21 protein-coding genes, 1 tRNA gene and 1 pseudogene are annotated in these 25,075 nt (G+C 51.4%); 13 read left to right on the top strand and 10 right to left on the bottom strand.

Annotated elements, in window-relative coordinates; all coding sequences use genetic code 11:
* Positions 1-80: 80 nt before the first annotated feature.
* Positions 81-1,142 carry a M42 family metallopeptidase gene (locus JOD20_RS00790; protein ID WP_239583672.1) on the bottom strand — a complete coding sequence of 354 codons (1,062 nt, stop codon included), beginning with the start codon at positions 1,140-1,142 and terminating at the stop codon, positions 81-83.
* A gap of 537 nt (positions 1,143-1,679) precedes the next feature.
* Positions 1,680-2,459 (bottom strand): class I SAM-dependent methyltransferase, encoded by a 780-nt coding sequence (locus JOD20_RS00785; protein ID WP_204753450.1) that lies wholly within the window; start codon positions 2,457-2,459, stop codon positions 1,680-1,682.
* A gap of 497 nt (positions 2,460-2,956) precedes the next feature.
* On the opposite strand from JOD20_RS00785, the gene JOD20_RS00780 reads away from it, so the two are divergent.
* The 3 genes from JOD20_RS00780 (at position 2,957) to JOD20_RS00770 (ending at position 5,406) form a co-directional block, all read left to right on the top strand.
* The gene (locus JOD20_RS00780) at positions 2,957-3,247 is read left to right on the top strand and encodes a GlsB/YeaQ/YmgE family stress response membrane protein (RefSeq protein ID WP_054535782.1); all 291 of its coding nucleotides are present in this window, start codon (positions 2,957-2,959) and stop codon (positions 3,245-3,247) included.
* Between the two features lie 237 nt (positions 3,248-3,484).
* Positions 3,485-4,180 (top strand): SGNH/GDSL hydrolase family protein, encoded by a 696-nt coding sequence (locus JOD20_RS00775; RefSeq protein ID WP_204753449.1) that lies wholly within the window; start codon positions 3,485-3,487, stop codon positions 4,178-4,180.
* A gap of 8 nt (positions 4,181-4,188) precedes the next feature.
* A complete protein-coding gene (locus JOD20_RS00770) occupies positions 4,189-5,406 on the top strand; it encodes an MFS transporter (RefSeq protein WP_204753448.1) in 1,218 nt (405 codons plus the stop codon).
* 100 nt (positions 5,407-5,506) lie between these two features.
* On the opposite strand, the gene JOD20_RS00765 is transcribed toward JOD20_RS00770, so the two are convergent.
* A tRNA-Gln gene (locus JOD20_RS00765) sits at positions 5,507-5,580 on the bottom strand.
* 200 nt (positions 5,581-5,780) lie between these two features.
* On the opposite strand from JOD20_RS00765, the pseudogene JOD20_RS00760 reads away from it, so the two are divergent.
* Positions 5,781-8,348 (top strand): annotated as a pseudogene (locus tag JOD20_RS00760) (lamin tail domain-containing protein); the annotation flags it as partial.
* Positions 8,349-9,111: 763 nt separating this feature from the next.
* Here the strand turns inward: JOD20_RS00760 and JOD20_RS26310 are convergent.
* A complete protein-coding gene (locus JOD20_RS26310) occupies positions 9,112-9,627 on the bottom strand; it encodes a MogA/MoaB family molybdenum cofactor biosynthesis protein (protein WP_239583659.1) in 516 nt (171 codons plus the stop codon).
* Positions 9,628-9,728: 101 nt separating this feature from the next.
* Between JOD20_RS26310 and JOD20_RS00755 the strand changes: the two genes are divergently transcribed.
* Positions 9,729-10,811: a TolB family protein gene (locus JOD20_RS00755; RefSeq protein ID WP_204753446.1), complete on the top strand. Its 1,083-nt coding sequence runs from the start codon at positions 9,729-9,731 to the stop codon at positions 10,809-10,811.
* 4 nt (positions 10,812-10,815) lie between these two features.
* The gene (locus JOD20_RS00750; RefSeq protein ID WP_204753445.1) at positions 10,816-11,442 is read left to right on the top strand and encodes an alpha/beta hydrolase; all 627 of its coding nucleotides are present in this window, start codon (positions 10,816-10,818) and stop codon (positions 11,440-11,442) included.
* A gap of 42 nt (positions 11,443-11,484) precedes the next feature.
* Here JOD20_RS00750 and JOD20_RS00745 read toward each other — a convergent pair whose 3' ends face one another.
* A complete protein-coding gene (locus tag JOD20_RS00745) occupies positions 11,485-12,567 on the bottom strand; it encodes a hypothetical protein (RefSeq protein ID WP_204753444.1) in 1,083 nt (360 codons plus the stop codon).
* A gap of 270 nt (positions 12,568-12,837) precedes the next feature.
* Between JOD20_RS00745 and JOD20_RS00740 the strand changes: the two genes are divergently transcribed.
* On the top strand, positions 12,838-13,332 hold the full coding sequence (locus JOD20_RS00740; RefSeq protein WP_204753443.1) for a Dps family protein: 495 nt from the start codon (positions 12,838-12,840) through the stop codon (positions 13,330-13,332).
* A 71-nt stretch (positions 13,333-13,403) separates the two neighbouring features.
* On the opposite strand, the gene JOD20_RS00735 is transcribed toward JOD20_RS00740, so the two are convergent.
* From JOD20_RS00735 to JOD20_RS00720, 4 genes are all read right to left on the bottom strand, one after another.
* Positions 13,404-14,153, bottom strand: a complete 750-nt coding sequence (locus tag JOD20_RS00735) for a glycosyltransferase family 2 protein (protein WP_204753442.1) — start codon at positions 14,151-14,153, stop codon at positions 13,404-13,406.
* Between the two features lies 1 nt (position 14,154).
* Positions 14,155-14,946, bottom strand: a complete 792-nt coding sequence (locus tag JOD20_RS00730) for a zinc ribbon domain-containing protein (protein ID WP_204753441.1) — start codon at positions 14,944-14,946, stop codon at positions 14,155-14,157.
* A gap of 11 nt (positions 14,947-14,957) precedes the next feature.
* Positions 14,958-15,467 (bottom strand): hypothetical protein, encoded by a 510-nt coding sequence (locus tag JOD20_RS00725; RefSeq protein ID WP_204753440.1) that lies wholly within the window; start codon positions 15,465-15,467, stop codon positions 14,958-14,960.
* Between the two features lie 278 nt (positions 15,468-15,745).
* Positions 15,746-16,396, bottom strand: coding sequence for an NUDIX hydrolase (locus JOD20_RS00720; protein ID WP_204753439.1), 651 nt, complete (start codon positions 16,394-16,396; stop codon positions 15,746-15,748).
* Positions 16,397-16,513: 117 nt separating this feature from the next.
* Between JOD20_RS00720 and JOD20_RS00715 the strand changes: the two genes are divergently transcribed.
* The 4 genes from JOD20_RS00715 to JOD20_RS00700 all read left to right on the top strand — a co-directional run bounded on the left by JOD20_RS00715 (position 16,514) and on the right by JOD20_RS00700 (position 21,152).
* Entirely contained in the window at positions 16,514-17,485 is a 972-nt protein-coding gene (locus JOD20_RS00715) for a GDP-mannose 4,6-dehydratase (RefSeq protein ID WP_204753438.1), read from the top strand.
* A gap of 12 nt (positions 17,486-17,497) precedes the next feature.
* Positions 17,498-18,568, top strand: coding sequence for a mannose-1-phosphate guanylyltransferase (locus tag JOD20_RS00710; protein ID WP_204753437.1), 1,071 nt, complete (start codon positions 17,498-17,500; stop codon positions 18,566-18,568).
* Positions 18,569-18,645: 77 nt separating this feature from the next.
* Positions 18,646-19,626 (top strand): nucleotidyltransferase family protein, encoded by a 981-nt coding sequence (locus JOD20_RS00705; RefSeq protein ID WP_204753436.1) that lies wholly within the window; start codon positions 18,646-18,648, stop codon positions 19,624-19,626.
* 110 nt (positions 19,627-19,736) lie between these two features.
* Positions 19,737-21,152, top strand: coding sequence for a phosphoglucomutase/phosphomannomutase family protein (locus tag JOD20_RS00700; RefSeq protein WP_204753435.1), 1,416 nt, complete (start codon positions 19,737-19,739; stop codon positions 21,150-21,152).
* 271 nt (positions 21,153-21,423) lie between these two features.
* On the opposite strand, the gene JOD20_RS00695 is transcribed toward JOD20_RS00700, so the two are convergent.
* A complete protein-coding gene (locus JOD20_RS00695; RefSeq protein WP_204753434.1) occupies positions 21,424-22,050 on the bottom strand; it encodes a nitroreductase family protein in 627 nt (208 codons plus the stop codon).
* 220 nt (positions 22,051-22,270) lie between these two features.
* On the opposite strand from JOD20_RS00695, the gene JOD20_RS00690 reads away from it, so the two are divergent.
* Together JOD20_RS00690 and mnmG are read left to right on the top strand one after the other, a co-directional pair.
* Complete coding sequence (locus JOD20_RS00690; protein ID WP_204753433.1) at positions 22,271-22,663, top strand: CoA-binding protein; 393 nt, start codon at positions 22,271-22,273, stop codon at positions 22,661-22,663.
* Between the two features lie 366 nt (positions 22,664-23,029).
* The gene (gene mnmG, locus JOD20_RS00685) at positions 23,030-24,982 is read left to right on the top strand and encodes a tRNA uridine-5-carboxymethylaminomethyl(34) synthesis enzyme MnmG (RefSeq protein ID WP_204753432.1); all 1,953 of its coding nucleotides are present in this window, start codon (positions 23,030-23,032) and stop codon (positions 24,980-24,982) included.
* Positions 24,983-25,075 lie beyond the last annotated feature (93 nt).

The following is a 25,075-nucleotide window of genomic DNA, read 5'->3' as shown; positions in this document are numbered from 1 at the left end:
TGTGCTGAAAACGCATGCTCCCCCTCGCCCGCGTTTGAGTGGGAGAGGGGGTTGGAGGGTGATGGCATCCTTCTCATTATTTAGGCCGATTGACCAGCTTTGATGTAATCGACGGTCGTTTGATCGAGCTTGCGCACAACTGCGGCCAGCAGCGTCACCACCTGATCAAAATCATCGCGATGCAGTAGCGAGGCGTGGGTATGGATGTAGCGCGTTGCTACGCCCAGCGCCAACGATGGCACGCCAACATTATTAATATGAAAACGCCCTGCATCGGTGCTGCCACCAGTCATCGTGTCGAACTGATAGGGAATACCCAATTCTTCAGCGGTATCAACCACTAAATCGCGCAAACGGCGATTGGGAATCATGCTGGTATCAAACAGCAAGAGCACTGGGCCACCGCCCATTTTGGCTTGGGCTTCGTCTTTGCTTACGCCTGGGGTATCGCCAGCAATACAAACATCGATTGCAAAGGCAATATCGGGCTTGACCAGATTGGCGAGGGTTGCCGCGCCGCGCAAGCCGACTTCTTCTTGCACGGTCGCTCCAGCCACAACCGTATTTGGCAGATTCTCGTTGGCCAATTCGTGCAGCACTTCGACCGCTGCCGCACAGCCAAAACGATTATCCCAAGCCTTGGCCATCACGATTTTGGGGTTTTGCAAGGGCGTAAATGGACACATCGGAATAATTGGATCACCTGGGCGCACGCCCCATTCACGGGCTTCAGCAGCTGAGCTGGCCCCAATATCAATAAACATATCTTTCTTTTCGACCAATTTTTTGCGTGCTTCTGGCGAGAGCACATGTGGCGGCTTGGAGCCAACGAGGCCCACGATTGGCCCATTGCGGGTTTCAATTTGCACCCGTTGCGCCAACATCACCATTTCCCACCAGCCACCGAGAGTCTGAAATTTAATAAAGCCATCGTCGGTGATGCGGGTTACCATAAAGCCAACTTCATCAAGGTGCCCAGCCAGCAGAATCGTTGGGCTGCCTTCGGGGCCAGCTTTACGCGCGGCAATGCTCCCAAGATTATCGTTGATTAATTCACCGAAAGGAGCCAAGGCCTCGGCCATTACAGCCCGCACTGGCCCTTCGTTGCCTGGTACGCCCGACGCATCGGTCAAAGCCTGCATAAGTGCTAAGCGTTCATCCACAAGCGTGCTTCCTTTGCAATTAAACGGTTACTGGTTGCATTCTATGCTAATTTGCGCATACCGACAATTGACAATCATCCAAAAGCCGATTATGATCAACAGCTGTGCATAATCATAGCAATGTAGCCGTCGCTGGCGCAAGCTAGAGGCAACTTCCCGACCCTTCCGACCACCCGCGCGGTGGACAAGTTACCCTGTGAAACCGTAAACAGGGGCGCGAGTTCGGGTAACTGGCTCGTGACGCAAGCCGACAACAGCAAATATTCCCGCCAGTGGTCATTTGGCTGCTGGTAAGGGCTGAAACGGTGGTGTAAGAGACCACCAGCATGCCTCAGCAATGAGCGTGGCTAGGTGACTGCGCTAACCCTTGAAGGGCAAGGTGTGTGGGACGGGCTAAACTAGTGAGAGAGGCAACTCGTTTGCATCACGGCGTTCGTTCACATCGCAGCGAAACCGGAACCTTGGGTGACACCCAAGCGCCTAGGGATCGCCCGCAATTGCGGAGATAGATGGCGGCTAATCCAGAATCGGGGGTATTGCAGCGCTGTGGTTATGCACACCATTTGCTTGCACCAGATACACCACCCGTGTCGCTTCCTTTAAATCAACAGGCTCCCCATCACGATTCAACCGCGCAACCACGCTTAATCCAGCTGCTGCCAACAACTCAACAATGTGCTGATCGCTGTAGGCTGCTTGGAGATGGGTTTCGCTGCCGCGTTGCCATGCATCATTGAGGCGCTGAAACCAGACGATCTTGCCAATCCCAATTTGGGATTCTTGGTCAAAATCCAGCGCATTGTAAATATATAAATCATCGCGATCAAGCACAACCTGGTTGTGTTCAGGCCAAGTTGCATACAGCAATGGCGTATTCAAATCAAACACCAACCAGCCATTGGGCGCAAGCGCGGCGGCAATTTGCTGAAATAGGTGGCCTAATTGCGCTGGCTCAAGCAGGTAATTCAGCGTATCAAACAGGCTGATGATTAAATCGTGCTTGGTTGTCGCTTGCCATGTCGTTAAATCAGCCTGTTGCCAAGCCACAGTGGCGTGCTGCAACTCAGCATGCAAGCGAGCTTGGGCCAACATCATTTCCGAGCGATCGATTGCTGTGACCTGATAGCCTTGCAGCGCCAGTGCTACCGCAGCATCGCCCATGCCACAGCCAAGATCAAGCACCGTTTGAGGCCGCAGTTCGTGCTGTTCAAGCCATGGCAAGAGCCAATTCAGCATGTGCAAGCTCAGCCAGCTCTGGCCAGCTTGGCGATAAATTGAGGCATATTCGTTATACATAGCTGCTATTGTACCCCACAAAGAACATAGACCAAAGTATGAAGGATGAGGGATGAAGGATGAAGAGGGATTAGGGTTCAGGGCCAGGGATCAGGGATGAGGCTATAGGCTATTGGCTTCGGCCTAACGGAAAATTGGTGAAATTCGTGGAATTCGTGGCTAAAACGTATCCTTCGTGCGCTTCGTGCGCTTCGTGGATCAAACTTTTAACGCAGAGAAGGTATGGCTATAGGCTATAGGCTATTGGCTTTGGGCTAACGGAGAATTTGGTGTAATTCGTGGAATTCGTGGCTAAAAAACAAATCTTCGTGTTCTTCGCGCCCTTCGCGGTTTCAGGCTTTTGCCTTTTGATTTTTGACTTCTGACTTTTGCCCTTTGACTTTCCTCATCCCTCATAATTCATCCTTCATAATTTACTATCCCGTGGCACAGCATTTGCTTTTATAAACAAGCAGATGACAGAATCAATTTGAATAGCAAACCTAGGAGGAAATACCATGGAATTCTCAGTGATTGGCTTATTGCTTATGTTGTTGATCGCCGCAGTCTGTGGGGCCGCAGGCCAAGCAATTGCCGGCTATAGCATGGGTGGTTTGTTGGCTTCAATCGGCGTTGGCTTTATCGGCGCATTATTGGGCACCTGGATCGCAGGCAACACCGGTTTGCCAGAACTGCTGACGATCGATATTGAAGGCAAGCCCTTCCCAATTATCTGGTCGATTATTGGCGCAACCTTGTTTGCTTTGATTATTTCGTTTGTGCGCGCACCACGTCGCCGCCGCGTCTAAGCTCAACGCACAGCTAAAACAAACAGCAAGCGTTCTGTCGTCATACGACAGGACGCTTTTTTGATTGAAATCGGAATGAGCGTTTGATTAACTTCAGCTGTGCAGCTGCCAATAGTAGCTAAAATGTTTGCTTTATGTCATGCCAAAAGTTGTCAAAAGCAGACGAGACCGCTATACTGCCGTATACGATGTTTGCTGTGGATGCCGCAAATATCAGCTTTTCGGCGGAGGTTCTGGATGGCTGGCCCGTTGGTTTTGCAAGTTGGTGATTGTACGGTTGCTTGTTCCTACGCTTTGCCGCATCAGCGCGGCGATGCCTTGCTTCAAAGCCGCTTGCGCAGCATCTTTGGCGATGAAACGCTGGTTTGCAACGAAGGCTTGGATGGCGAAGCAACCGAGGATTTTCTCAAACGCTATGATCGAACAATGGCTCGGTATCCCGAAATCGATTTGATTATCGTGCGCTATGGCGTAAACGATCGCAAGCGCTATGGCATTGGGCCATTCGAAGCCAAGTTAATCGAGCTTTGCGATTTATTCGAGCGTGATTATCCGCAAGCTAACATCATGTTGGAAACCGGTATTTACGTCGATTATCCTGCGCACTATGCGTTCGATCGGAACTCCAAGCTTGAGCCTGTGTATCGCATGATTAGCAAGCTAGCGCGCCAGCGCGGCTATACAGTCGTCGATATTTTCGAGCGCATGAAACGCGAAACCCAACAAGGCAATTGGGATCTGCGGGCGCGCGGCTTTGGCTCGGTCGATGAGGATTTTCCGGTATTGGGGCCAGCACTTGATCACATTCATGGCCATGATGTGCGCTGGTTTACCAATATCCACCCAAATATTCAAGGCATCCAAACAATTGTTGATGAAGAAATCTCCGTAATTACCCAAACCTGGCCAACTGGTTTGCGGGCAATAGCGTGAGGAGTATTATGCAGCAGGTACCTTCGGCGCATGTGCGTCATCCAATGTGGCCCATTTATCTTTGTGTTGCAGTCACTGCGCTTGGCATTGGCATTATCAATCCGTTGATTCCGCATTTGCTTGAAGATAATGGCGCTGATGAATTTATCGTGGGCTTGAGCACCAGTGTGATGTTTGCCAGCCTTGTGCTGACCGGCATGCCAATTGGCCGCACGATTGATAAATTTGGCATTCGGCTCTTTTTAATTGTGGGATTAATTTCCTACACCGTTGCCATGCTGGCAATGCCTTGGACGAGTAGCATTCCGCTGTTTTTTATGTGGCGGATCTTCGAAGGGATTGGCTGGTCGTGTGTTTGGACTGCCGCCGAAACCTATGTGAGCCGCGTCAGTTCGCCCGAACAGCGTGGCCATAATACAGCGGTGTATGGTATGTCGCTGGCCAGCGGTACAGCGGCAGGCCCCATTATTGGCACGGCGGTTTTGCAATTTACTGGTAGCCATATCATGCCATTTTTTGTGGCGGTTGGCGCGGCAATTCTCGCAACCGTGATTGTCGTGTTGGTTGTGCCTGAGCCACATGTGGCCCATACCGAGCATGAAAGTGGCGGCGTAAGCTTCAAAATCACTAGACCATTGATTTTGCCTTTGGCAATTGCCTTCCTTTATGGCTATGGCACGTTGTCGCTGGTTTCGTTGCTGCCAACCCTCAACTATACTAATTGGCAGCTTGGGACGCTGATTTCGGTCACAGTGATTGCCAATATTGTGGCGCAAGTGCCAATTGGCCGCATGCTCGATCGCTATGGCTATCGGCCTTTGCTGATTGGCTCGTTGTCGTTGCTTTCTGGCGCGGCGCTCTTTGCTACCTTCCACCCACCATTTTTGCTAACCCTCTTTTTGGGCATGTTGCTCGGCGCGTTTGCTGGCACGCTCTACCCAATTGGGCTAGCGGTGTTGGCTGCCCGCGTACCACCAGCCAAGTTGGGCGGCGCAAGTGGTATGTTTACCGTCTGTTATGGCCTTGGCAGTTTTGTGGGGCCAGCACTAACCGGTGGCGTAATGGCCTGGGTTGGCGATAAACATAGTGATCAAGCGCTGTTTGGCACGATTGGTTGTTTGGTATTGGCGCTCTTGGTCTTGATTATGACTGGGATCGATCGAATCAACGTTAAAGAGGAACATCCGGTGAGCGTTGCTTCGACGGGTATCAAACCCCCAATGTAAAACAATCGATTTGATGACTCAAGGCTGGCACAATGCCAGCCTTTTTAATATGTCCAAAAGCAAGTTAAACAAAAAACTCAGCACTACTGCTGAGTTTTGTTGGCTGGCGGACCAGGATTCGAACCTAGATAAACAGTGCCAAAAACTGTTGTCCTACCTTTAGACGATCCGCCATCACCGAGTTATCTTCAACGTTTCCGTCGACATTGATAGTATAGCATAGACTGTTTTTTTTTGCAAATCCGCCGAAAGTCGTAACGTATAAACCAGCTCAGCGCGCCAAAACTCCTGCCCAAATTGCTCATTCAGCCATGCCAAAAAACGCCAATTTGTGTATCTAGTGATTGCTATTGGTGCTTCAATCGGGGGTGGCTATGAAACAGTCTTTCTGGTTATGGCTGCTGTTAGTGTGGCTCTGGCCACTACCAACGCAAGCCCAAACTCAGCCAGCGCAGGTTGTGCTCAACGAATTTTTGGCGCTTCCCAGCACTGGTAGTGAGTTTGTCGAGCTATACAATCCAACCTCAATTGCCATTGATCTCAGCGGTTGGGCGGTTGATGATATAGAAGGTGGCAGTAGCCCCAAAATCTTGCCCACCCCAACCATTCTTGCGCCCAATGCTTGGTTGGTGGTGTCGCTGAGCAATGTGTTGAATAATAGCGGCGATCAGGTGCGCTTGCTCAATCCTGCTGGCCAGGTGATCGACCAATATAGTTATTCGAATGCAAGCCTTGGCCTTTCGTGGAGCCGCATGCCCGATGGCATTGGCGCTTGGCAAGCATCCACCCATCCAACCCCAGGCATGGCGAATGCCAGCCAAAGCCCAGCTACAGCAACCCCAACCACTAGTATTGATCCAACGAGCACAAATTTACCAACCAGCACTGCCACTGCAATGCCAAGCCCAACCAACATGCCAACCGTGGTTCCATCGCCAAGCCCAATTCCAAGTGCAACCCCACTCCCAAGCCCAGCCTTGATTCGGCTCAACGAATTAATGGCTGCGCCGAGCGCTGGCAAAGAGTGGGTCGAGTTGTATAACGCTGGCGAACAAATCGTCAATTTGCATGGTTGGCAGCTCGATGATGCCGCCGATGGAGCAAGCCCAATTCTGCTGGAAGCAAGCATCTTGCCTGCAAGTTGGCTGGTAATTTCAATGACCAATATGTATAACAATAGTGGCGATGAGCTGCGTTTATTTGATTCAGCTGGGCGCTTGATCGATGCTTTCAGCTATAGCGCCACCACCAGCAACCGCACATGGGCCAGAATTCCCGATGGCAACGGTGCTTGGCTGACCGATCGCGCACCCAGCCTTGGCCAAAGTAATCCTGCTGATCCGCCAATTGTGCCAACCCAAGCTCGAATTTTAATCAACGAAGTGATGAGCCAACCAATCAGTGGGACTGATTGGGTTGAACTCTACAATCTCGGCCCCGATGCGCTTGATCTCAAAGGCTGGAAAATTGACGATCAGCTTGCTGCTGGTGGCGCAGCCCACACAATTCAAACGTCAACAATTATCAGCCCAAGTTCATGGCTGCTGATTCCAGTTGGTTCATTGTTGAATGCTGAGCTTGATAGCGTGCATTTAATTACTGATCAAGGCGTGGTGACTGATACATTCGATTACGCTAGCAGTGTGTTCGAACGCACATGGAGCCGCATGCCTGATGGCGCAGCAACTTGGCAAGCAGCTTCGCGAGCCAGCCCTGCAATGGCCAATCGCCAAAATTCTAGCCCTGAACCAAACCAATTGCTGATCAACGAAGTGTTGGCTTGGCCGACAAGCGGCGAGGAATTTGTCGAATTGTATAACGCTGGAGCTACACCAATCGATTTAAGTGGCTGGTGGCTTGATGATCAAGCGAATACTGGTGGCGCAGCGCTGCGTATTCCCGACGATACGATTATCGCGCCACGTAGTTGGTATAGCATCTCCAGTAGTGGTTTGTTGAACGATAACGGTGATCTTGTGCGCTTGCTCGATTATCGTTTGCAAGAATATGCGGTCTGGAACTATAGCTCGGCATTGCAGGGCTTATCTGCTGGGCGCTGGCCCGATGGTGGCCTCAATTGGTACAGTGGCATGCGCGCTAGCCCCAATAATCGCAATCACGCGCTCGCTGCAATTCCTTCAGGTGTCGTGATTAATGAAATTTCGCCGCTTGGCCAAGAATGGATCGAACTGTATTCAACCAATATGAATGTGATTGATTTAACTGGCTGGAGCATTAGCGATAGTTCAGGCACAACAATTAGGCTTGCAGCCAAAACCCAGCTTCAGCACGGCCAATTTCTCACCATAACCTTGAGTAGCTTGCTCAACGACAGCGGCGATAGCGTGCAACTGGCCATGGCTGATGGCCGAATCGTTGACCAATTAAGCTATACCAAGCCTTTGGCCAATACGACTTGGAGCCGGATTCCTGACGCTGGTAGTTGGCAGAATAATGCGCCAGCTACGCCGAATCAGCCGAATCGAGCGCCACAGCCAACCGCCGTACCAGCCACCAAAACACCAAAACCAACCGCGACCAAGAAACCAACTTCAACCCCAAGAGCAACTGCCAAACCAAAAGCTTCCAAGCCTAAAGCGACTGCTCAGCCGACGCTTGCAGCAAATGCCAAATATCCGCAGATTCAAATTAACGAAGTTGTGCCTGCCCCGCGCGCGATCGATTGGAACGCTGATGGTGAAAGCAATAGTAACGACGAATGGATTGAACTCTACAATCCCAATAGCTATCAGGTCGATTTAACGGGCTGGCAATTGGATGATCAGGCTGATGGAGGCTCACGGCCATGGCGCTTGCCCGCAGGCATGAGCATTGCGGCCAATGGCTATTTGGTGATTTTTGCCAGCCAAAGCAAATTAAGCCTCACCAACTCCGGCGAAGAGCTGCGTTTGCTCCAGCCAAATGCAGTAGTTGCCGATCAGGTTCGCTATGCCAAATTGGATTATGACTACAGCTGGGGTCGCCACCCAAGCAACCAACAATGGCAAAGCTTTGCCCAACCAAGCCCCAAGCAAGCCAATAATCCAGCCCCAAGCGAATCAGCCACTAAGAAAATCAGTTTGCGCGAGGCTCAACAAGCAGCAATCGATAGTCACGTATTGGTTGAAGGCGTGGTCAGTGCTGAGCTGAATCTATTTCGCCAACGTGCTTTCTATTTGCAAGATTCGACAGCAGGTATCTTGGTTTTTATCAGCAATAACGTCACCTTGCCAAGCCTAAAACAAGGCATGGTCGTTCAGCTTAAGGCAACAGTTGGTAGTTACCATCAAGAGCCACAGTTGATTATTGAAGCTGCTGCTGATCTCAAAATCATCAAACAGCAAGCAGATTTAGTGATTCACAGCCCAAATAGGCTTGACCAAGCGTCGCTTGGTCAGTTGGTAAAACTGAAATTGCGCTTCAAGCAACGCAACGCCGATAGTTTAGTGGTCGAGTTTGGCTCGCAACAGTTGCAAGTGCGTTTGGCGCAGGGCCAAAGCTTGCCCCAACTGCCAAGCGCAATCCAGCTCAATGCAACGGGCATCGTTAGCCGCTACGATGATGTGTGGCGTTTACAGGTGCGCCATGTGGCCGATTTGGGCCTGCCGCAACGCTTGCCTGCGACCAGCCAACCAAACCTACCCATGCTGTGGGCTTGGGTGCTTGGCTTGCTTGGGCTTGGCTGGCTGGTTCGCTACTATGGATTTACTGGCGGAACAATTCCCAAACGAGGTGTTTTAGCTCAGGCAAAATTAACGATTCTAAGGCCAAGCGTACCGCGCCCGACGAACCTGGCATACAAAAAACTAAGGTTCGGCCTGCGATTCCGGCGGTTGCGCGTGAAAGCATGGCTCCAGCACCGATGTCGTTGTAGGAGAGCATGCGGAAAATCTCGCCAAAACCAGGTAATTTTTTATCGAGCAATGGCTCAATGGCCTCGATTGTGGCATCGCGGCGGGCAATGCCAGTGCCACCATTGGTCAATACTGCGTCGCAATCGCTACGCTCAATACATTGCTGCACAAACTCGGCCACTTGATCTGGCTCGTCGGGAATAATGCGATATTCGACAATTTCAAAGCCTGCGGCGGCTAATAATTCTTGGGCAAGCGCTCCGCTCTTATCGGTTTCGATACTGCGCGTATCGCTAATCGTAATAATTGCACAACGGACTGGGGCTTGGTGCTGTGCCGCTGCCTCGGCATGATCTTCGTAGCCCATATGGCCTCCTTCACTAAATTGGGCATTCTGCCTATCGTAGCGCATTTGCTCAAAGCTGGCTATAGGGTGATAATCAAGCCAAGTATGCCCAAGGAGTCGTCATGGATCAGATAGGTCGTCGAACATTAACGAGTTTATCGGTGGGCTTGGTCGCCATTGTGATTTTGCTGGTCGCAATTGGCCAACAACCGACTACCAGCCAAGGTTCTAACAACCCTACCAATCAACAACAAGTTAGTGGGATTTTATTTTTGCGCAACCCCTCGCAGCAAGCAGAGTTGTGGCGTTCTGATGCCAATGGTCAGGGCCAACAATTGCTTGTGCCCCAAATTAGTGATTACAGCCTTAGCCCCGATGGGCGCAAGGTTGCCTATGCCACTCAATCCGAAGCCCAACCAAGCAGGATCGAGATTTTCGATCTGACCCAGAATCAGGTGATTACCAGCACTGGCGCTGCCGATTGGACGGGCTATACGCCAAATTGGTCGCCTGCTGATAACGCAATTGTCTACGAACGGCGCACGATTGGTACTGGTGGCGTTGGCTCGCCCAAACTTTGGTTGATGCAGCCCGATGGAACTCAGGTCAGTCCTGTTGTCAAAGGCGGCGATGTGGTTACCTTTGGCGCACATTGGTCGAACGCTGGGCAGATGTTGGGTTTTACCGACCCGCTGCGCAACGAATTGGTGCTGTTTGATTTTAGTGATGTGCTGCGGCGGATTCCATTTAGCGGCGATTTCGATTGGTCACCTGATGATCAACGCTTGGTGATTAGTGTGCTGCGCGAAACTCAAGCTGGTTTTCGCAATGAGTTGGTGTTGTTTGATTTGGCGAGTGAGCAGCAAACGCCCTTGGCCAGCCAAACTGACACCGATGATTTTACGCCAAGTTGGTCGCCTGATGGCAAGCGAATCGCGTTTGTGCGGCGGACGCGCGAAGTGCCACGCGGCGAGATTTGGGTGGTGAATGCTGATGGTAGCGAGCCACGGGCAATAACTGCTGGCGGCGGCTATGATAATGTCGATCCCCAATGGACACCAGATAGCCGGCAATTGCTTTGGACGCGCTTAACCGTTGGTTCGGCCAACGTGCCTTCGGCCATTTGGACGGCTAATCTGGCCGATAATGCGGAGCCACGGGTGCTGATTGAAAATGCCACCCAAGCCCGTTGGATAGTTGAGTAAGTATATGCAAACAACAATTCATTTTCTCTCTGCAGATGGCAGCACCTTGTTGGAAGGCAAGTGGTTGGCTCCGGCGCAACACCCTGAACGAGTTGCTGTGTTGGCGCATCATTTTCCGCCAATGTCGAATATGGATCAGCGGGCGATTTTCGCCACCTTCAAAATGCTGCGCGACCGTGGTTGGGGCGTTTTGCGCTACAACTCGCGCGGCGTTGGTCAGAGCCAAGGCGAATTTAGCGGCGGCGAAGGCGAAGATCTCGATTTGCAAGCAGCCTTGGCCGAAGCGCGCCAACGCGCTCCCCAAGCCCAAATCTGCCTGATCGGCTGGTCGTTTGGGGCGCAATTGGTGTTGCGGGTGATGGCCAATGATGCCGCGATTCGAGCAACCGTGGCGGTTACGCCCAACCCAATTGGCTTGCAGGAAAGTGCCCAAGGCCAGCACGGGCCGCTGTTGGCAATTGTGGCCGAGCGCGACCAATTTTTCGATTTGATTGAAACTCGTACTGCCTTTGAGCAAGCCACTGAGCCAAAAACTTGGCATCTGCTGAAATGGGCTGATCACTATTATCTGACTCGCGAGGATGAAGTGGCGCAATTGACGGTGGATTGGCTCGAACAGGCGGTTAAATGAAAACAGGGAGCAGTTTGCACCGCTCCCTATTATTCAGAAAACTTAGGCTAATTTGCGCCAGCGTTCGACATAGGGGCTGCGCTCGATCCAAAGTGCGCCAGCCCAGACAATGCCAAGCAGAATTGCCGCAATTGGCATGGTCGTCGTATAAGGAATTTCTGGCATCAAGGTATAGCGATCGCTAATCCATGCGCCAGCGTAGAACATCATTAATGTTCCAAATGCGGCAACAAAGGGATTAATGCGATAAGTAATGCCAATATCAATCGCCAATGCCGTACCAATGATAAACAATGGCACAAACGATGGTGGAAACTCAATGCCGCGCAGAATGTAGAACGACACAACCCGATAGAGCAAATAGGTTCCGGCAACCAAGGTTGCAGTCCAGCGTCCGCGCATAATTAGGCGGGCAGCCAAGAGCACCAAAACCACCGAGGTGATCAACCACAGCGGGTAGAGCCAATCGGGCACGGGAATTGCAAAACGCTCTGGGTTGGCTCCTGCCTCGATCATCAATTCGGCATCGGCGTAGGGCTTGCCAAGGCGCATGGCTTCGATTGCGGTTACACCATATTCTTGTTGACCTAAGGGAAATAAGAAATCTTCGAGCAAAAAGGCCCAAAAGCCAATCCCGAAGACCGTTTTGATGCGGCTATCGGGCGCTAACAGCAACCAACCACGCAACACCCCCAAGAGCATCACCGCTGTGCCAAGGTAAAGCAAGGCGTGGGTCGGGCTCCAACTGGTAATATCAAGCCCAAACAAACGGTGATTGATTAAATCTAAAGGAATTGCAATCAGGAAGATCGAAATCCCCGCCTGCATGAGCCGCAAGGTTAGCCGATCGACTCCATAGCCAGTCCAGGTATGGAACATAACGAGCAACACGACGATGACCGTGCCGACCGTGTTGATCATATGCGGTGGCGCTAAATCGTCGCGCAAAAAGCGGAAGTGCCAAGCCACATCCCAGCCTGAACCCATCAATTTGAGCACAAATGCAAACAACCAAATACCGTAGATGGTGTGCAGCGCCCGCGTATTTGTCGGGCGTAGTGGTTGCCCTGGTGAACTGTACGTTTGCCAAAGTGGCATCACATAGCGGTCAAGATACTGGCGCATACGTGCAACCCTTTCTGAATTAAAACGTGTTGAAGTTCTCTCTGATCGACGTTTACCACGGTGGGGTTGTTGCAGTTTCAACAACCTAACTTTCGATGCTGATTGGAATTAAACGTTGATTGGCACATTCTATGGATGGCATCAATCCTTGTCAATCCCTTGCAACGCAAGGTGTCATGAATCGCGTTCATAATCGTGTTTTGGGTTTCATGGCACGCCATCTGCAATATCGTGTATTAGAAAATCCTAGTTTCAAGGAGCATGCGTGCAATGGATAAACGCTTAAAAACCCCAACTGATTTAGATTCTAAAGCAACTGGCCCAGTAATTGAAGCACTCAATCGCAGTTTGGCCAATTCGTTTGCCTTATACATGAAATACAAAAATTTCCACTGGCATTTGACTGGTCGCCATTTCCGCGATTTACATTTGATGTTTGATGAGCATGCCAACCAGATTTTTGCTACGACCGATATTTTGGCCGAACGCGCTCGCCGCATTGGTGGCACCTCGCTGCGCTCGATCGGCCATATCAGCGAGTTGCAAACGATCGAAGATAATAATGCTGAGTTTGTCGAGCCAGCCAATATGCTGACTGAGCTGGTGAGCGATAACCAGACCTTAGTTAAAAACTTGCGCAAAGCTCACGATGTTGCCGATGAAGCCAACGATGTGGCCACCGCGAGCGAGCTTGAACCAATGATTGACCAAGCAGAAAATCGAGTTTGGTTTCTATTTGAACTTTCTCAAGAAACCAAAGGTTAAGTAAGCGAGCGAAGACATACAGATGTCTAATCAAGAATGGGCTGGGGCTATTTTCCCCGACCCATTTTGATTTAACCCCAATGTTTGGCCAAGGCCAGATACATTTTTAACTCATACCAACCCATCACCAAGGCCAAAAGCATTCCCAACAAGCCATCACGATAGCCGCCCCAGGTGACATAACGTCGCCAAATTGCGCGCAACGGTTGCAAAACGTAATTTTGGGGCTTGACCTGCACGCCATTGCGATAGAGCGTGGCGGCCTCTGCTTGGGCATAACGCTGCTGTTTTTCGCGTAATTCGGCCCACGATTCAATATTGATATGCTCAAGATGCTGGGTTAATTGGCCTTCGCTGCCAGCTAAAATAACCAATTCATGCACCAAGCGGCTGGGATCGTAGTGGGCTTTGCTGCGTTGCAACAAGCGCAATTGACGGTCGGGATACCAACCGCCGCCACGCAAGGCCCGCCCCCAATAGCGGTTGAAGCGCGGAATCCAGTAGCCCGCGTGGCTTGGGTGGCTTGGCAAAAGCTGGCGAATTTCATGCTGCAAGCTGGGAGTTACCCGCTCGTCAGCATCCAAAAACAATACCCACTGGCCCTTGCATTCGGCCAAAGCCCGATTGCGCTGGGCAGGAAACGACTCAAACGGCGCATCGATCACCCGCGCGCCAGCATGGGTGCAAAGCTCGGCGGTGCGGTCGCGGGTGCGAGGGTCGAGCAAGACCACAATTTCATCGGCTAAATTGGCGATTGAGGCCAAGGCGGCTCCAATGTGGCGCTCTTCATCGCGAGCAATAATGGCAACAGATAACAGCATATTAACGTGGTTGCTTCTTTCGAATCAAAAAGGCAATTGTGACAATCAAGGATAATCCTGCGCTGACCGTCATCATGATCAAGCCAATGCCAGCTTGATCAATCTCGTCGCTGACTGCCGCACCAATCAATAATAGCCCAGTAATGCCCAAAACAAATAAACTTGGCACAATATTCAAACCAGCCCAAAGATTGCGCCGTTTGAGATAGGCCATAACACTGAGCATTAAACTAATCACTGCGCCGCTTGGAATGCCATAAATAAACAAGGCCGCGCCTTCATCCATCACATTTTTGGCATATTGTGGGTCGATCATCTCAAACAAGCTAATGCTCGTGCCACTGAGCACAATTAACGGCAAAACCATGCCAATCAAGATGCCCAAGGCACTGAGAATCATCAAAATTGCTGGAATGCTGCCATTGGCTGCGGGAATCGCACCATAACCGGTGTGATTAGGAACGACATACCCTGGCGCATAGTTTGGTTGCGGCGTTTGGCCATAGTTTTGGGGTTGGCCATAGTTTGGTTGTTGATAGTGGTTGGGTTGAGCTGGTTGGCCATAATTGGCAGCTGGCGGCCCATAATTTGGCTGGGCTGGCTGGCCATAATTGGCTGGTGGCAGTTGGGTTGGGTTAATCGCTTGGGTTTTATCAACCGGATTCGACATTGGCGGCAGATTAGACAAGACTTGGGTTTTATCCATGGCTGCTGGTTGGGTAATTGTTGCGCCGCACGAAGGGCAAAACTTACTGTTATCGGCGATAGTTGCCGAACATTGCAAACATTGCATTGCGCTTCCTTTCATTTACGGGATACCACTTGAAATAGTGTACTTGTGGTGGTCAAGGTGAAACTACCAAATAAACCGAGCCATAAACCAAAAGTAGGGCTGTAACCTGAATCGTTGAATAGGATGTCAGCGCCAAAGATTGCAAGAATTACCACACCAGCGATGCCTGCCAGCATTGCACCTCGTGCCAAGTTGCGGTTTTGGCTAATCAGGCACCCAATAGTGCATAAAAATGCCAGCAAGGCCACAATTAAATAACCATAACTCAGGTTTGTCCATAAAGCTGGCCATTCGCTGCTAGGGTTATTGACGATCGTAAGCATGCGAAAAAATTCGCCATCGCTATCGCGTTGAGCTACGCCTAATTGGATTGCACCCAACATTAGGAGCGCATCCACGAACATTGAAGCACCAAAAGCTAGCAGATTGGCGCGGCTTTTGGGCTGATTCAGTTGTTTGCCACAGTAAGGGCAATTAGCGCTAGCCGTTGCTAGGGTCATGGCACAAGCTGGACATTGCATCGTAGGCTCCTCGATTGAGATAGCTTGATCTTGAGCATTCACTCATCACTCGATCCAAAAGTATTTATTGGGTATTCGAATCTATTGGTGCTCACCACCCTTCCGTCCCGCCTTGAGGCGGGAGACGCAGGGGGGGGGCATCCCCCTGCACCCCCTAAATGACATTTGGTGGTAGGTAAAGGGCAATAGCTTAAACCAAATGAATCACAGAACAACCACTTTGTTTAGCCCCTCGCTCGCAACGTGGGAGAGGGGTTGGGGTGAGGGAATGTTAACTTCTAGGCTTGAAAATATTCCCAAATTACCCGATGCGTCACTGCGCGAAAGCGACCCCAATCTTGCCAATTGCCAGCAATTTCGTGGTCTTCGCTGCCGCTTAGGCTTTCGAGTTGGTCTGCTAGCGTTGGTAGATCGGCCACCTGTGGAAAGCCAAAGGCTGCGACTTGCTCCGATTCGTCAACTGCGCCCAATGTGCCGCCCAATTCGCGGAGCAAAAAGCCAAAAGTATAAAATTTTGGGCTGGGGCTGTTGGTTGGGCGATAGCTGACCGCCGCCAAAAAACGCTCGACTTGGACATCCAACCCGGTTTCTTCGGCGGTTTCGCGCAACAAGGCCTCGTACACTGGCTCATCGTAATTGATGCCGCCAGTTAATAAGCGAAAGCATGTGGCAGGATAGTAGGCTTTGCGGGCGCTGATCAGGCTTCCATCAGGCCGCTGCACCACCATACAAACCTCGCCGTAGCGGTCGGATTTGCCAAACGGCGCAAACAAACCTTTGACGTTAATCGCTTGTTCAGCTGGGCTAGCAGGATACTGACCATCGGGCAAAACTAAGGCCACTTGATGCACATGCGGCACGCCAAAGCGCGTGACTAAATCGGCTAATTCAGCACCAACATGGTTGGGAAGTTGAAATTGCTCAAACATACAAACGATCTCCAGCACAACAAAAAACCTGCTTCAGTATAGAAGATAAAGCAAGCCATGCGAATAGGCGCAAAGCGCTTCTTGCCAACAATCTCAACTCGCAGTATAGTGCGCGCTATGACACGAGCATTAATTACTGGCGCGACTGGCTTTGTTGGCCAACATCTTGTTCGCTATTTGCAGCAAGCAACCACATGGGAACTATGGGCCTTAGGGCGCACGGCGCACCCAGAACTCCCAACGGTGCTGGCTGATCTGCTTGATCGTTCGGCGGTAGAAACGGCGGTGGCAAATGCGGCTCCCGATCTGGTGGTGCATTTAGCTGCCCAATCGGCGATACCGCAATCGTTTCGCGACCCTGCTGGCACATTCAATAGCAATGTGCTTGGCCAATTACACCTGTTTGAAGCGATCAAGGCTGCTCAGCTCGACCCGCTGGTGCTGGTGGTTGGCTCGAATGCGATGTATGGCATGGCCCATCGTTCGGGCTTGCCAGCCGATGAAAACACCATGCTCTGCCCAGCCGATCCGTATGCTGTTTCCAAGGCAGCCCAAGATTTGCTGGCTGGCCAATGGTGGTATAGCCATGGGCTGAAGGTGATTCGTGCTCGGCCATTTAACCACACTGGCCCGGGCCAACGCGCCGATTTTGTGGTGCCAGCGTTTGCCCAGCAAATTGCGCGCATTGAAGCAGGCTTGCAGCCGCCAGTGATTCAGGTTGGCAACCTCTCACCACTACGTGATTTTAGCGATGTGCGCGATGTTGTGCGTGCCTATCACTTGCTGCTCGAACGAGCGCAGCCTGGCGAGATTTATAATATTGGTGTCGGTCAGAGTGTCTCAATTCAGTCAATTCTTGATAGCCTCATTGCACTCAGTGGCCAAACGATAACGATCGAAGTTGATCCTCAACGCTTGCGTCCGGTTGATGTGCCAATTGTGGCCTGCGACGCGACCCGTTTGCGCAACCAAATCGGCTGGGAGCCGCACTATCGGCTTGAAGATACCCTGCGCGATATTCTGAATGAATGGCGCAGCCACGTTGCGAGCGAGGTCGAGAGAGTTGGCTCCCACAATAACGAAACATAGAGGATTAACGATATGGATATTTTAGTGCTTGCCGGTGGGACTGGCTCGCGCTTGTGGCCACGCTCACGGCGCACCAAGCCCAAGCAGTTTTTACCCTTGCTTTCAAATCGCACCATGCTCCAAGAAACTGTCGATCGCGTGCGACCGTTGATGGAAGAAGGTCGCGTTTTCGTGGTAACTGGCTCGGATTACGAGGAATTAATTCGCGAGCAGTTGAACGATGTGCCCCGCAATAACGTCATTTTAGAGCCAAGTGGCCGTGGCACGGCTTCGGCAATTGGCTTGGCAGCGATCCACATGCGGCGCTCGGCTCCCGATGCTGTGATGGCGGTGCTTAGTGCTGATCACTTGATTCTGCGCAACGAAGCCTTTCGCCAAGCCTTGCAAGCCGCCGAAGTTGCCGCCCGCGAAGGCTATTTGGTGACCTTAGGCGTAAAACCATCGTTTGCTAACACCGGCTATGGCTATATTCAATGTGGCGACTTGATCACCGAAGCCCATAATCACAAAATTCATCGTGTGCAGCGCTTTGCCGAAAAGCCCGACCATGATACCGCCGAGCGCTATTTGGCTCAAGGCAATTATTTTTGGAACGCTGGGATTTTCGTTTGGCAAACCAAAACCTTTCTTGATGCAATTAGCAAACATATGCCAGAATTGCGCAACCAGCTGAATCAAGTGCAAGCTTCGTTTGGCAAATCGCGCTACCACGACACCTTGGCTCAAGTTTGGGATAATGTCGAAAATATCACTGTTGATTATGGCATTATGGAGCGTGCGCCAAATGTGGCGGTCGTGCCAGTTGATATTGGCTGGAGCGACGTTGGCGATTGGCATACCCTCACAACCTTGATGAGCGACGACGATTCGGCGAATGTCGTAATTGGCCCGCACGTCGAGGTTGATACCAAATCGACCTTGATTTACAGCGATTCAGGCCGCATGATCGCCACGATTGGGCTGGATGGCTTTTTGGTTGTCGATACTGGCGATGCCTTGCTGATCGCGCCGCGCGAACGTGCCCAAGATGTCAAGAAAATTGTTGATCAGTTGCGGACTGAAGGCCGCAATGATGTGTTATAAGCTATAATTGAGCGTGCACGGCAGCAGGTGGTTAGCGATAACCAAACCACTGCCGTGCTTTTATTGAAAGCAGATCTATGCGTGCAGTTATTTTAGTTGGCGGATTGGGTACTCGGCTGCGGCCATTGACCAACCAGCTCCCCAAGCCGTTAGTGCCGATTGCTGGCGAAGCCCTGATGAGCCGCACCTTGCGCCGTTTGCAGCGCCAAGGTGTGCGCCATGTCATTTTGGCGGTGCAATATTTGGCCGAGCAATTTTTGGCGGCCTATGGCGATGGCTCGGCGTTTGGGCTAAATTTGCAAATTGTGCAAGAACCAGAGCCATTAGGTACGGCTGGCGCAGTGCGCTATGCGTTAGCCCAAACCAAGTTGCTTGATGCTGGGCCGATTTTAGTGCTGAATGGCGATGAATTAACCGATTTTGATGTGGCTCAGCTGTGGCAAGCCCACGCCCAAACTGCTGGCGTGGCGACAATTGCAGTGCGCGAGGTTGCCGATACCTCAGCGTTTGGCGTGGTAGCCAGCGACGAGCAGCAACGGGTCTATGCCTTTCAAGAAAAGCCTGCGCCAGGCACGGCCCTCGCCAACACGATTAATAGCGGAGCCTATGTATTTGCGCCAGCAGCCTTGGCTCAGATTCCAGTTCAAGGCTTTGCAATGCTCGAACGCGATCTCTTCCCCAGTTTGTTGGCGGCCCAAGCGCCAATTTATGCCTACCAACACAGCGCCTATAGCCAAGATATTGGGACGTTGGCGGGCTATTTAGCGGCCAACGAAGCAGTCTTGATGGGTCGTCTGCCCCAAGAACCAGTGCATGGCATACAATATGCAGCAGGAGTGTGGGCTGCGGCTGATGCTCAAATCAGCCCTAGTGCCCAATTAATCGCCCCGATTATGCTTGGAAGCGGCTGTGTGGTTGGTGAGAACGCTCGGCTTGAACGGGTAGTCGCTTGGGAACGTGTTACAATTGAGGCCGCTGCAAGCTTAACCAATGTCGCTCTTGCCAGTGATGTGCTCATTGCCCACCATGCAACTGTTGAAGGTCTTGCCCTTGGTTAACACCATTCCAATCAACTCATCCAATTCGCTATTTCATTTGGCATGACGAGCGATCGTCAGCAATCTCTTTTCGTGGAAACCCAATTTCAATCGCAAGCTCAGGAGCGTGTATGGCATCAGCAATCAAATTTGGCACCGACGGTTGGCGAGCAGCAATCGCTGAAGAGTATACCTTTGACAATGTGCGCATTGTTACCCAAGCCGTTGCAGATTATCTGCATGAGTCGGGCTTAGCCCCGCGTGGGTTGGTGGTTGGTTATGATACTCGTTTCGGTTCCGAGCGCTTCGCCGCCGCCACCGCCGAGGTGCTGGCTGCCAATGGGATTCACGTTTATCTAACCGAAAAAGCTACCCCAACTCCCGTTGTTTGTTGGAGCATTCTTAGCAAAAAAGCTGGTGGTGCTTCAATCATCACTGCTTCACATAATCCACCAAGCGATAATGGCTATAAATATAAGCCCGAATATGCTGGCTCAGCCTCGCCCGACGTGATCGCTCGCTTGGAAGATCGTTTAGAAAAAGCTCCAGTCAAGCGCATGACCTTGCGCGAAGCCGAAAAACAGGGCTTGGTCGAACGCATCAACGGCACGCCCGATTATGTGGCCCAAATCAAGCAAATGGTTGATCTCGAAGCGATCAAACGCGAAGGCTGGACGATTATCAACGATGCGATGTATGGCGCTGGTGCTGGTTTCTTGCCATTATTGCTTGATGGCGGCCAAACCAAAGTTGTGCCAATCAACGATACCCGCAACCCATTGTTCCCTGGCATGCGTTCGCCCGAACCAATCGACGACAATTTAACCAAGCTCAAAAATGTGGTTAAACAAAGCGGCGCGTTTGCAGGCTTGGCCTACGATGGCGATGCTGATCGAGTTGGTTTGGTTGATGAAAAAGGCAAATTCGTCGATCAGCTGCGGGTGTTTGGCTTGCTGACCTATTATTTATTGGAAGTTAAAGGCTGGCGCGGTCCAATCGTTAAGTCGCTTTCGACCACCTCGATGGTCAATCGCTTGGCCGAGCTATACAATGTGCCAATCTACGAAACACCGGTTGGCTTCAAGCACATCGGCCCCAAGATGATCGAATCGAATGCGATTATTGGCGGCGAAGAATCAGGCGGTTTTGCGTTTGCCAAGCACTTGCCAGAACGTGATGGCATTTTGTCGTCGCTACTGTTGCTCGATTTGTTCTTGAAGCGCGGTAAAACGCCCAGCGAAACCATGGAAGAATTGCTTAACAAAGTTGGCCCGCACTTCTACGACCGAATTGACATTAACTATCCTGCCGAGCAGCGCGATACGATTCTCAAACGGGTTGATGCAGCACGGCCTGATGCCTTGGCTGGCCTAACCGTCAATTCGATCAATACCCAAGGTGGCTACAAATATTATCTGCAAGATGGTAGCTGGCTCTTGATTCGCTTCTCGGGCACCGAGCCATTGTTGCGGATTTACACCGAAACCCGTTCGCCAGAGTTGGTCGAAAAACTCTTGGCTGAAGGTCGGGTCATCGCTGGGGCATAGATTTGAATGAAACCGCGAAGGACACGAAGCGCACGAAGGGGTGAGGCTCTGGGCTATCGGAACAATTATTGGTGTTTGCAGCCATTGGCCGATAGTCAAGAGCCTTCAGCCCATAGCCTTAAATCTCTGCGCCTCTGCGTTAAAGCCCAAGCCTAATTTATAACCACGAAGCTCATGGTTTGGCTTTGCACATTTCATTAAACATCAAAAAAGGCCACAAAGATCAAGCAGATCTTCGTGGCCTTCGTGTTCTTCGTGGATCAAACCAAACTTAGTCGATGAATTGGGTAATTTTTTCGACTTCGTGGCGGTGGTGTGGGTAGCCTTCTTCGGCGGCAACGCCCAACGATACCAAGCCAGCCAATTGAACGTGTTCTGGCAAGCCCAAGATTTCTTTGACTTGGGCTGGATCAAAGCCCAACATCAATGAGGTGTCGTAGCCTAATGAGCGAGCGACCAATGAGAGATAGCCAAGGGCGATGTTGGTTTGGCCCAAGCCCCAAGCTTCTTTTTGTTCTTGGCTGCGGTGAGCAAAGGCACCCAAAACGCCATCGATTGCGCCTTGGCGTTGTTCTGCTGGCACGCCTGGGTGAATCACATCGGCGAGGTTGGCCAAGGCATCGGTGGTGTCGCTATAGACTGCAATCACAACTGGAGCGCTGCCAACTTGGCCTTGGCCATAGGCTGCTGCTTGCAATTTGTTTTTGACTTCTTGGTTGCGCACGGCAACGAAGCGCCATGGTTGAATGTTCCACGCTGAAGGAGCTTTGCCGGTCAATTCCAAAATGGTTTTGAGGTCGGCTTGGCTCACTTGATCATTGGTATATTTACGAACTGAGCGGCGGCTGTTGATGGCATCGGCGACGCTCAAAACATTGTTTACGGCTGGCTGAGTCATTGGTCTAAGCTCCTAGAAAATAGTGCAGCACCATCGTTTGGGCTGCGGCTGCTGTATCTGTAACTATCATAATTACATATTGTCCTTGGATTTATCTATTGGTGCGTCCTTTGGCTCGTCCCAAGCGCGGTTCATGCTGTCCTAATTGTGGGTAATTTCGAGCAATTTGCTGGTTTTGGGGTACAATCCTTGCGATATGCATTGGTTCTAAGGAGGAATTATGAGCGATATTAAACAACTGTTGAGCAATGCCAAAACGATTGCCGTGGTAGGCCTGAGCAACAAACCAGATCGGGCGAGCTATGGCGTTGCCGAATATATGCAACGGGCTGGCTATCGGATTATTCCAGTCAATCCGGTGTTGACTGAGCCTGTGCTTGGCGAGCAGCCAGTTGCTTCATTGAGCGACATCAAAGAGCCAATCGATATTGTTGATATTTTCCGCCGCGCCGAAGATGTGCCACCAGTCGTTGAAGAAGCGATCGCGGTTGGCGCTAAGGCGGTGTGGATGCAACTTGGCATCGTCAATCAAGAAGCCGCCGCCGCTGCCGAAGCTGCTGGCTTAGAGGTTGTGATGGATAAATGCATTAAAGTCGAGCATATGCAGCAATAGAACAAAGAACATGGAACATAGAGCAGAGAGAGGTGAAGTCAAAAATCAAAAGAGGGGTCAGGGGCCAGCGATCAGGGGCCAGGATTTAACGCAGCGGCGCAGAGCACCGAAGGATGAAGGATGAGGGATGAGGGATGAAGTTAAGAACATAGAACAGAGAGCATAGAACATCTGTGGCTCAAAGAACTTAATCTTCGCGATCTTCGTGCCCTTTGCGGTTTCTCGTCCTTCGTGCCCTTCGTGGATCAAAATTCCCCATTGCTACTTGTATGTTCTATGTTCTTTGCTCTATGTTTTTGTATCCCCAAAATATCAAGTTTGCGGTACAATAAACTATCGTGTTCTTCACTTATGTCTTGTTGAGCTATGCTAAATTTAACTTATGATGTGGTCGTTGTTGGCGGTGGGCATGCGGGTTGTGAAGCGGCTTTGGCTGCTGCACGCATGGGTTCGCAAACCCTCTTGCTAACGATCGATCTCGATAAATTGGCGCACATGTCGTGCAATCCATCAATTGGTGGCCCCGCAAAAGGCAACTTGGTGCGCGAAATTGATGCACTTGGTGGCGCGATGGGGGTCATCACCGACCGCACCTTGATTCAAATTCGGCTGCTGAATGAAACCAAAGGCCCTGCTGTGCAAGCCTTACGCGCCCAAAGCGATAAGCGTTTGTATGCCAAGGCGATGAAAGAGTTTCTGGAAGCCCAACCAAATTTAGCGCTCAAACAAGCCATGGTTGAGCGCATTATCCCCTTGGCTGATCAAGCTGATGGGGCCAATTTTGCCGTCGAAACTCAAACTGGCTGGCAATATCGGGCTAAAGCTTTGGTCTTGACGACGGGCACGTTCTTGCGTGGCCGCGCCATCACCGGCGAAGCGATTGTGCCTGCTGGCCGGATGGGTGAGCAACCAGCGGTTAATCTTTCGAGCGATTTGAGCCAGTTGGGCTTTCCGTTGGTGCGCCTGAAAACGGGCACGCCGCCACGGATCGACGCGCGAACGATTGATTTTACGGGGCTAGAAGTGCAGCCAGGCTCCAGCACGCCGCTCTATTTTTCGTTTAATTACGCTGGGCAGCGGCCCGAAAGCTTGGTGCATGGCCCGCCCAACCCAATTTACCCAGAACCAATGCTTGATGGCTGGCGACCACAATTGCCTTGCTATCACATTTACACCACGCCCGAATTCCACCAACATATTCGCGACAATTTGCATCGTGCACCGATGTTTAGCGGCGTGATTGAGGGCGTTGGGCCACGCTACTGCCCATCAATTGAAGATAAAATTGTGCGCTTTGCCGATAAAGAATCGCATGGCTTTTTCCTCGAGCCAGAGGGCTGGGAAACGCTCGAAATCTATGTGCAAGGCTGCAATACTTCGCTGCCAGAAGATGTGCAATGGGCTATGTTGCGTTCGATTCCGGCGTTGCGCAAGGTCGAAATGATGAGGGTTGGCTATGCAATTGAGTATGATGCGGTCGCAACAGGCGAAATTACGGCCTCGCTCGAAGCCAAACGCTTGCCACATCTCTTTTTTGCTGGCCAAATCAACGGCACAACTGGCTATGAAGAAGCTGGCGCGCAAGGCTTGATGGCGGGGATTAACGCTGCATTGAAGGTTGCTGGGCGTGCGCCATTTATTTTGCGCCGCGACCAAGCCTACATTGGCGTGATGATCGACGATTTGGTGACCAAGGAAATTCGCGAGCCATATCGCATGTTTACCTCGCGGGCTGAACATCGCTTGTTGCTGCGCGGCGATAACGCTGATCTGCGGCTCACACCATTGGCTGCTGAGCTTGGCTTGGTCAGTGTCGAACGCGCCGAGAAAGTCGAACGCAAACAATGGGCGATCGATCAAACCACCCAACAATTGCGTGGTTTGCGCTACACGCCGAGCGCCGAAACCAATGGCCGCCTGCAAAACGCGGGCATTGATCCTTTGTTGCAGCCAGCTTCAGGCGAAGATATTCTGCGGCGGGTTGGGGTCAAGTACGCGCAGTTGGCCGAAGTCCAGCCTGATCTGCCAGCGGTTGAGGCCGATGTTGCCGAGCAAGTTGAGCTTAGCGCCAAATATGCGGTTTACATTGCCAAAGAGCAAGCTTCGGTTGAACGGGTGCGCAAAATGGAAGATCGGCGTTTGCCTGCCGATTTGGATATTGAGGCAATTCCTAGCTTGCGGATTGAAGCGCGCCAAGTGCTCAAACGCTTCCGCCCAGCGACCTTGGGCCAAGCCTCGCGCTTGTCGGGCATCAACCCCGCCGATATTGCCCACCTGCTGATTCACCTCGAACGCCGCGAACGGACGACGGTGGAGTAGGCGATAAGGGCGAGGGGTCTGGCAGTTTTTAACCACGAAGGACGCTAAGCGGAATGAGGGCTATGGACTGAAGGCTATAGGCTATCGGAACAT

Origin of the sequence: Herpetosiphon giganteus (assembly GCF_016907925.1) — a bacterium.
GTDB lineage: Bacteria > Chloroflexota > Chloroflexia > Chloroflexales > Herpetosiphonaceae > Herpetosiphon > Herpetosiphon giganteus.
Note: the sequence above shows the minus strand (reverse complement) of the source record. Positions and strands in the feature narration are given on the sequence as shown.